The organism is Mesorhizobium sp. M7A.F.Ca.CA.004.06.1.1, assembly GCF_003999135.1.
GTDB lineage: Bacteria > Pseudomonadota > Alphaproteobacteria > Rhizobiales > Rhizobiaceae > Mesorhizobium.
On record NZ_RZPQ01000199.1, the window covers coordinates 1 to 8,410 of the forward strand.

Here is an 8,410-nt window from a genome sequence, read left to right on the forward strand (position 1 = left end):
CCTCACGCCCACAGCCCAACCGAACCGCCTCGCCCGCATTGAGTTCGGACCGAGACGACGATGCGGCAAGCTTGACAATGAATTTCAGGCCGCCCGCCGTCACAGCGACGAGCCGGATGTGATCCCCGACATAAACGGACTGAACGACGGTTGCCGCAATCACGTTGAGGGCGGTGGAGCCATCGTGCAATAAGGACATGCGCTCGGGCCTGATCGACAGCGTCACCCTGGCGCCCGCAGGGGGCGTCGCGCCAGGGGAAATGGCGTTCAACACCAGATCGCCATCGTCGAGATGGACGGCCACGCCACCGTTTTCACCGCCGGCAAGCACGGTGCCGGACATGCGGTTGTTCTCGCCGATGAAGCTCGCCACAAAGCTGCCCGTCGGACGCTCATACAGTTCGCGTGGTGTCGAAAGCTGCTCGATGCGGCCGGCGCTGAACACCGCGATCCGGTCCGACATGGTCAGCGCCTCGGTCTGGTCGTGTGTCACATAAACGAACGTGACGCCGAGCCGGGCATGGATATCCTTGATTTCGAACTGCATCTGCTCGCGCAATTGCTTGTCGAGGGCGCCGAGCGGTTCGTCCATCAGGACAAGATTTGGTTCGAAGATCAGGGCGCGGGCAACCGCGACGCGTTGTTGCTGGCCACCCGAAAGCTGCGCCGGACGCCGGTTGCCGAATTCGGGCAACTGGACCATGTCGAGAACGTTCCTGACACGTCGCGTCACCTCGTCGCGGCCAAGTTTGCGGACCTCGAGCGGGAAAGCCAGGTTTTCGGCGACCGTCATGTGCGGGAAAAGCGCGTAGTTCTGGAACACCATGCCGATGCCGCGACGATTGGCGGGAACGTTGTCGATGCGCTGACCGTCAATGAGGATTTCGCCCTCGGTCGTATCTTCGAACCCCGCAAGCATCATCAACGCCGTCGTCTTGCCAGACCCGGAAGGCCCCAGCAGCGTCAGGAATTCGCCGCGCATGATTTCCAGGTCGAGCTGACGCACCGCCTGGACCGTCTGCCCGTAGCGCTTGCTGACGCCACGAAACTCGACATGAACCGGGCCACGCGGGGATCCGCCCATCACCGCGCCTGCGCCTTGGGATCACGGCGTGCCGAAGCCGGGCGTTTGCGCGCAGGCTGAGCCTCAGCCGCCGCGGCGGCGCGAAGAATGATGTCGGCGGCCTCGCGCAGGTCGGCCACCAGCGCCTTGCGCGCAGCCGCGCCATCGGCGCGACGCAGCGCCGCGAGCATTTCGTCATGATGGTCAAGGCCCAGGCCGTAGGTCACGTCCGAGCGGACGATGTTCAAGAACGGTCCTGCTTGCAGCCACAATTTCTCGATGATTTGCTGGATGAGAGGTGACCGCGCGGCATGGTACATCGTGAAATGGAAGCGCCTGTTCAAGCCGAGATAGCTAGCCATGACATTGCTCTCGACGCATTCGCGCATCAGCCCGTTCAGCTTCGCCAATTCATCGAGTTCTTCGGGCGTGATGGTCGTCGCGGCCCACTCGGCCGCCGTTCCTTCGACGCTGCAGCGCACACGCACCAGATCCGAAATACGCGCCACCGTGGCCTCGGGGACGATGACGCCCCGATTTGGGTGGTCGAACATTGCCTCGTCGCTGACGAGTTGCCGCAAGGCCTCGCGCACCGGCATGGCGCTGGTCCGGTACTGTTCGGCAAGCTGTCGCACGACCAGTCTTTGGCCGGGCAGGAAGTCACCGTTCATCAGTGCTTCCTTCAAGCCCGTATGGACACGAACATGAGCTGTCTTTTGCGCGGCTGAGCCGGCACTGGCATTCTTGCGATCAAGCATCAGTTTGTCCGGCGCGGCAGTATTTTGAGGTTGCTCGACAGGAAATCGTCGAATGCGCCGGCGAAGCCGTCGAGTTCGGTGTCGCCAAATGGCAGTGACAACGCCAGCATGCCGCGCGGCGTCACGTAGTACCCTCGCAACAGCATTTCGATATGCCAAAGCGCAATCACCGAAGGATCGGCATCGTCGAGCCGCGCCGGAGTGTCCACCGGCCCCCTGACGAAATGCAGGTTCATCAACGACCCACGCCCTATGACGATGCCCTCGACGCCATGCCTTTCAAGGGAGACGTTCATCGCTTCGCGCAAGCGATCGCCGCGCCCATTGATGGCGCGGCTCGCCTCTTGCGTCAGCACCTCGGTCAGACCGGTGAAGCCAGCAGCCATGCTGAGAATATTGTTGTTGAACGTCCCGCCATGCGAGAACGCACCGGGCAAAGCCGGATCGAAGCGATCGACGAGGTCGGCGCGTCCACCGAATGCGCCAAAACTGGCGCCGCCGCCGATATACTTGCCGAGCGTCACGAAATCGGGAAAGATTTCATGTGCGCCATGGAGCGCGCGGTAGTCGAGGCGCGAGGTCATCACCTCGTCGAAGATCAGCAGCGCGCCGGTCTCCTTCGTCGCCGCGCGCAGCGCTTCCAGGAACTCACGCGTCGCCGGGATGCAGCCGCCGCCGCCCATCATCGGCTCGACGATCACTGCGGCAAGCTCGTCGCCCTGTTCCTTGATGAGCGCCACGGCGCCTGCACTATCGTTGTAGTCGGCGAAGACAAAGGGGAAAGGCAAATTGAGCGGTGAGCCGCCATGCGCAAAAGTGAGTACGCCGCCATGATAGCCCTCGCGGAAGGCGAGGATCTTCGAGCGCTGCGTGATGGCGCGAGCCGCCGAAATCGCCATGATGTTCGCCTCGGTGCCCGAGTTGCAGAAGCGCACGCGCTCTATGGCCGGAAAACGGTCGACCACCGCGGCAGCCAGGCGCGCCTCATAGCGGTTGGGTGCGCCCAGCATGATGCCACCCTGTATGACGTCCACAAGGGCCGCCGAAATCGCCTTGTCGGAGTGGCCGTAGAAACCGGCACTGTATTCCGAGACCAGGTCGACATAGGTATGGCCGTCCAAATCGGTCACCCTGCAGCCTTCACCGGAAACAAACGATACGGGGAATGGCCGATACCATAGAACAGCCCTCGTATTGCCGCCCGGCAACGATGCCGCGGCCTCGTTCTGACGCGCCCGGCTGTTCGGGTTGGCGTCAGCGAAACGCTGTCGCGCCTCGTCCAGAACAGCAGCGAGACTGACATTGGCGCGCAGGTCTCTAGTGCCTTGCAGCATTCGATCAAATCTCCTCGTCTTTTCAACTTTTTTGCACCATATCGCAAATTCCTGTTGCTAATCAATCGATTTTGCGTTTGAAATTTGATCAAATCTGCAACGATAAGAAAGGGGAACTGCAATGAGGACTTATCTGCAAGCCGTATCTGCCGCCGCGATCTGCCTCGCGACCTCGACTTTGGCCGCGTCCGCGGCCGACCCCGTCACGGTGGTCGGCTGGGGGGGTACATGGGACAAGGCCTACAAGGATGGGGTCTGGGACAAGTACACCGAAAAGACGGGCGTTCCGATCGTCATGGAAGAATGGGGCGGCGAGGTCGCCAAGGTGCGTGCCCAGGTGCAGGCGGGCAACATTACCTACGACGTCGTCTCGGTCGAAGCGCCCGCCATGGAAGTCGGCTGCGCCGAAGGCCTGTTCGTCCCGCTGACGCCCGAGATCACCGGCGACGCGGCGAATTATCTCCCAGGCACCCTGCACGAATGCGGCGTCGCATCCGACACCTGGGCTACGGTCCTTGCCTACAACACGAAGGTCTACAAAGGTGACGCCGCGCCGAAGAGCTGGGCGGATTTCTGGAACGTCGAGAAATTTCCGGGAAAGCGCGGGCTTTACCAGCAGGCACAGTTCACGCTGGAAAATGCGCTGATGGCCGACGGCGTTAAGCGCGAGGACATGTACAAGGTGCTGGGCACGCCGGAAGGCGTCGACCGGGCTTTCGCCATGCTCGACAAGATCAAGGCGCACGTCGTCTGGTGGTCCACAACGACGCAGGGCATCCAGAACCTCGACAGTGGTGAAGTGGCTCTCAGCGACGCGTTCAATGCGCGCATCACCAACGAAGCCATCAACGAGAAGAAGCCCTATGCGATCGCATGGGACGCTGGCTTCTTCTATGGCACCGACTACTGGGCGGTGGTGAAGGGCGCGCCGCACCAGCAGGCCGGGCTGGATCTCCTCAAGTGGTTCTCCATCCCTGAAAACCAGGCCGGCTTCTCGAAACTCTATGCCTATGGCACCGGCCGCAAGGAAGCCGCCGACCTCATTCCCGCGGATTGGAAGGCCTACCTGCCGACGTCGCCGGAGCACCTTCAGTACGGCGCCTCCTATGACAACGACTTCTGGACCGAGCACAAGGAAGCACTGGAAGAACGCTTCAAGGCCTGGCTCGCGAAGTAACCCAGGCATGTTGGTCGGGACAAAGCCGGCTATGAAGCGGCGCCAACGGGGCGGCATGCTCGCCCTGTTGACGACCCCGCTTATTCTGTTCGTCGTCATTCTGTTTCTGTGGCCGGTAGCGCGCTTCCTCGCTCTGGCCGTCGACAACTCGGATTTCTCGAACAACCTGCCGCGCACAATTGCCGCTCTGGCGGGCTGGAATGCGGATAGCGGCCTGCCTGGCGAACCCGTCTTTGCAGCACTCGTCGAGGATTTGGCCGACGCGCGGCGCGCCGGGAAGGAAGGCGTCCTGGCGCAACTCGTGAACCAGCGCGTGGTCGGCAGCCGTTTCCTCGTCATCAAGACGGCAAAGGATGCGGCCGACGGCAAGCTCGACATGCGCCCCGTGCGCGACGAGGTGCTCGCCAAACAGGCCGGTTGGAAAAACATCGATCTCTGGCAGGTCATAGCGCGTCAGCAAAGCGCGCGAACGGACTATTATCTGCTTGCGAGCCTGGACCTGAAGCGAGGCGCGGACAATTCGATCGAAGCCGTTTCCGCCGACCGCGCCATCTTCGTCGACGCGCTGCTGCGTACGATCTGGATCAGCATCGTGGTGACCGTCATCTGCGCGGTGCTCGCCGTGCCGCTGGCGCAGGCAATTGTCAGCGCGCCCCCGGCCTGGTCGAAGCTGATGTTCGCGTTGATCCTGTTTCCGCTCTGGACATCGCTGCTGGTGCGCACCGTCATCTGGATCATCGTGCTGCAGAAGAACGGCCCCGTGAATTCCACTCTGCTCGGATTGGGTATCGTCAGCGAACCCCTCGACCTCATCTACACCCGCTTTTCGCTCTATTTGGCGATGGTTCAGGTTCTGCTGCCTATGATGGTGCTCTCCGTCGTCGCTGTCATGCGGCGGGTTCCGACCACCTACATGCGCGCGGCACTGTCGCTGGGTGCGCCGTGGCTCACGGCATGGCGCCGCGTGCAGTTGCCGTTGATCCTGCCAGGGATCCTGTCTGGCGGGGCGATCGTTTTTGTCTTCGCACTTGGCTACTACATCACCCCGACGCTTGTCGGCGGGCCGACCGACCAGATGATCTCCAGCTACATAGCTTTCTACACGAACAGCACACTGAACTGGGGCATGGGTGCAGCGCTTTCGCTGCAACTGCTGATGATCCTCGTGTTGTTTGCGTTGCTGTTCTGGACGGCGTCCGTCCTCTTCCGCCGCAAGGCGCATGTCGCATGAGCGCCGACCGCTTCCGGAAGTGGCTGATGTATGCCTATGCGGCGACGTTGCTGGCGTTCATCATCCTGCCCCTGCTGATCGTGATCCCTATGTCGCTGACCTCGAGCAATTCGCTGGCATTTCCGACGCCGGGCTGGTCGCTGCGCTGGTATGCCGAACTGTGGGTCGACCAGCGTTGGCCGAACGCACTGTGGAACTCGGTCGTCATCGGGCTGTCCACCACGGTCCTGGCGTTGCTGCTCGGCATACCTGCGGCGATCGGACTCGCCTGGGGCGATTTTGCCGGCAAACGGATTCTCTACGCGATCATCGCCGCGCCCTTGGTGACGCCGGTTGTCATCGTCGGCGTCGCGGCTTTTTCATTCTTCGCCACACTGGGACTCGTCGGCAACAAGCTATCCATCATTCTGGTGCATACGGCGATGGCCGTGCCTGTGATGCTGACGACTGTCGTCGCCAGCCTTTCGACCTTCGACCGGACATTGGTTCGCGCGGCCGCATCGCTCGGCGCCGGCACCATCCGCACATTCTTCAAGGTAGTGCTGCCGCTGATAGCGCCGGGCGTCATTACAGGGGCCATCATCGCCTTCATCATCTCTTTCGACGAAGTCGTCGTCGCAAGTTTCCTCTCGACAGGCGCGGAGCGAACCTTGCCTCGCATGATCTTCTCCGGGGTTCGCGAATCCATCAGCCCTGCCATCGCGGCCGTCGCTGTGCTGCTGATCGCATTCTCTGCGACCCTGCTTGGTGTCATCGCCATCCTTCAGGGCCGCTCGCAAACTCTCCGCGCAAGGGCATCGGCATGAGACTGGTTCCATCGGTACAGCAGTTGGAGACCGAGATGACGACCTGGCGGCGGCATCTGCATGCCAATCCAGAACTCGGCTTCGAAGAGTTCGAGACGGCGCGTTTCGTGGCGGACAAACTGCGCTCGTGGGGCATCGAGACGACCGAAGGCGTCGGACGGACAGGTGTCGTCGGTACGCTCAGGGGCAGGCTCGGCGCTGGTCGCAGTCTTGGCATCCGAGCCGACATGGACGCCCTGCCGATGACCGAGGCGCGGCCGCTGCCGCATGCATCCCGCATTCCCGGGAGGATGCATGGCTGCGGCCATGACGGTCACACGACGATGCTGCTCGGCGCAGCCTCGGCGCTTGCCCGCTCGCCCGACTTCGCCGGCACCGTGCATTTCATTTTCCAGCCGGCCGAGGAGGGTCGAGGTGGGGCACTCGCCATGCTGAATGATGGCCTTTTCGAGCGTTTCCCCTGCGATGAAGTCTACGCGCTGCACAATTGCGAACGGCCTCTCGGCGAGATCGCCGTCCACCGCGGAACGGTGGCCGCGGCGGCCGATCGCTTCGAGATCGTCGTCCATGGAAGGGGCGGCCACGCGGCGATGCCGCATCTGGCGATCAATCCACTCCCCGTCGCCGCGCGCATCCTGCTGGCGATAGAAGCCCTGCCCGGTCGCCTGACCGATGTGCACTCTCCGGCAATCGTCACCGTTGGCAGCCTGCGCGCCGGCGAAGCCTTCAACACCATCCCCGATGCGGCGTTTCTGACCGGCACCGTGCGCACCTTCGACCATCAGGTTCAAAAGACGCTGGAGATGGCAATCCGCCGCATCGCGAAAAACGAGGCTGAAGCTTTTGGCGCCAGCGTCGATATTCGCTACGAAACGCCCTTCGCGCCGACGATCAACACTCCGGCGCAAGCCGACGCGATGATCGCGATTGCGAACGAGGTGATGGGCTCGGAACGTCTCGTCGTCGATCCGCCTCCCGAGATGGGTTCTGAAGATTTCTGCTACATGTTGGAACAGCGGCCGGGCTGCTATTTCTTGCTTGGCCAGGCGGACGACGCGCACCAGGCCGCCGCGCACGACACCAATTACGATTTCAACGACGCTATCCTGCCGATGGGCGCCAGTCTTTTGGTCAGGCTGGTGGAGCGCCGCCTGTCCGCGGCAGGCGCATCGTGATGCAGTTGCCGGAAAAAGACATCCGCTGGCGGAGCCATTGGCTGCGGCAGGCATTGCCCGAGGACCCGGACCTTGCGCCTCCGCTCGAAGAGACAACGCAGGCCGACATCTGCATCGTTGGCGGCGGGTATCTCGGACTGTGGACCGCCATTCGCCTCAAGCAGCACAATCCAGGCTTCGACGTTGTCATTGTAGAGCGCGACATTTGTGGTGGTGGCCCGAGCGGCCGCAATTCCGGAATGGTGCTTTCGGCGTGGACCAAATACAGCGCGCTTGCCGCGCTGCGCGACGGAAACGACGCGCTTTCGATCATCAAGGCATCCGAAGCCGCGATCGGCGGCATCGAGGCTTTCTGCAAGACCGAGGCAATCGACGCCTGGTTCGATCGCATCGGCTGGATCTGGGGCGCTACGTGCGAAGCACAGCTTGGCGCCTGGGACGACGCGTTAAACAAGCTGGCAGCGCACGGCTACGTCCCGGCGCGGCGAGTTTCGCGCCCGGAGATCGCGGCGATGGCCGGTACGACGAGCCACCTTGGCGGTGCGTTCGACGCTTCGTCGGCAACTGTGCATCCAGGGTTCCTGGTGCGCGGCCTGCGTCGTGCAGCGCTGAACCGCGGCGTTCGGATCTATGAAAAGTCGCCGATGAAGCGGTTTTCGCGACGTGGCAAGCTCACGGTGGAAACGGCGAAAGGAACTGTGTCCTGCGGCAAGGTCGTGCTTGCCATGAATGCCTGGTCCGGGGCGATTCCGGAACTGGCCCCTGCGATCTTCAACATCTCCAGCGACGACGCCATGTCACAGCCCATTCCAGGCCTTCTCGACAAGGTCGGCTACCGCCGGGCGCCGCTGATGATCGATTCCCGC

General features: G+C 62.5%; 8 protein-coding genes. 5 read left to right on the top strand and 3 right to left on the bottom strand.

Annotated features, from left to right (window positions below):
* The 3 genes from EN906_RS14320 to EN906_RS14330 form a co-directional block, all read right to left on the bottom strand.
* A partial coding sequence (locus EN906_RS14320; protein ID WP_145967781.1) for an ABC transporter ATP-binding protein occupies positions 1 to 1,084 on the bottom strand: 1,084 nt, incomplete at its 3' end.
* Positions 1,084 to 1,821: a GntR family transcriptional regulator gene (locus EN906_RS14325; protein WP_127270373.1), complete on the bottom strand. Its 738-nt coding sequence runs from the start codon at positions 1,819 to 1,821 to the stop codon at positions 1,084 to 1,086. The genes EN906_RS14325 and EN906_RS14320, both read right to left, overlap by 1 nt.
* Positions 1,821 to 3,155: an aminotransferase class III-fold pyridoxal phosphate-dependent enzyme gene (locus tag EN906_RS14330; RefSeq protein ID WP_127270372.1), complete on the bottom strand. Its 1,335-nt coding sequence runs from the start codon at positions 3,153 to 3,155 to the stop codon at positions 1,821 to 1,823. Before EN906_RS14330 ends, EN906_RS14325 begins: the two co-directional genes overlap by 1 nt.
* A gap of 121 nt (positions 3,156 to 3,276) precedes the next feature.
* Between EN906_RS14330 and EN906_RS14335 the strand changes: the two genes are divergently transcribed.
* The 5 genes from EN906_RS14335 to EN906_RS14355 form a co-directional block, all read left to right on the top strand.
* Positions 3,277 to 4,332, top strand: coding sequence for an ABC transporter substrate-binding protein (locus EN906_RS14335; protein WP_127270371.1), 1,056 nt, complete (start codon positions 3,277 to 3,279; stop codon positions 4,330 to 4,332).
* A gap of 31 nt (positions 4,333 to 4,363) precedes the next feature.
* Positions 4,364 to 5,563: an ABC transporter permease gene (locus EN906_RS14340; protein ID WP_164748743.1), complete on the top strand. Its 1,200-nt coding sequence runs from the start codon at positions 4,364 to 4,366 to the stop codon at positions 5,561 to 5,563.
* The gene (locus EN906_RS14345; protein WP_127268148.1) at positions 5,560 to 6,369 is read left to right on the top strand and encodes an ABC transporter permease; all 810 of its coding nucleotides are present in this window, start codon (positions 5,560 to 5,562) and stop codon (positions 6,367 to 6,369) included. Before EN906_RS14340 ends, EN906_RS14345 begins: the two co-directional genes overlap by 4 nt.
* The gene (locus EN906_RS14350) at positions 6,366 to 7,544 is read left to right on the top strand and encodes a M20 aminoacylase family protein (protein WP_127268147.1); all 1,179 of its coding nucleotides are present in this window, start codon (positions 6,366 to 6,368) and stop codon (positions 7,542 to 7,544) included. The genes EN906_RS14345 and EN906_RS14350 overlap by 4 nt, the downstream gene beginning before the upstream one ends.
* A partial coding sequence (locus EN906_RS14355; protein WP_127375227.1) for an FAD-dependent oxidoreductase occupies positions 7,544 to 8,410 on the top strand: 867 nt, incomplete at its 3' end. The genes EN906_RS14350 and EN906_RS14355, both read left to right, overlap by 1 nt.

Coding starts and splice junctions, on each gene's coding strand:
- EN906_RS14340 (WP_164748743.1), top strand. CDS start 4,364: ATGAAGCGGCGCCAACGGGGCGGCATGCTCGCCCTGTTGACGACCCCG.
- EN906_RS14350 (WP_127268147.1), top strand. CDS start 6,366: ATGAGACTGGTTCCATCGGTACAGCAGTTGGAGACCGAGATGACGACC.
- EN906_RS14330 (WP_127270372.1), bottom strand. CDS start 3,155: ATGCTGCAAGGCACTAGAGACCTGCGCGCCAATGTCAGTCTCGCTGCT.
- EN906_RS14335 (WP_127270371.1), top strand. CDS start 3,277: ATGAGGACTTATCTGCAAGCCGTATCTGCCGCCGCGATCTGCCTCGCG.
- EN906_RS14345 (WP_127268148.1), top strand. CDS start 5,560: ATGAGCGCCGACCGCTTCCGGAAGTGGCTGATGTATGCCTATGCGGCG.
- EN906_RS14325 (WP_127270373.1), bottom strand. CDS start 1,821: ATGCTTGATCGCAAGAATGCCAGTGCCGGCTCAGCCGCGCAAAAGACA.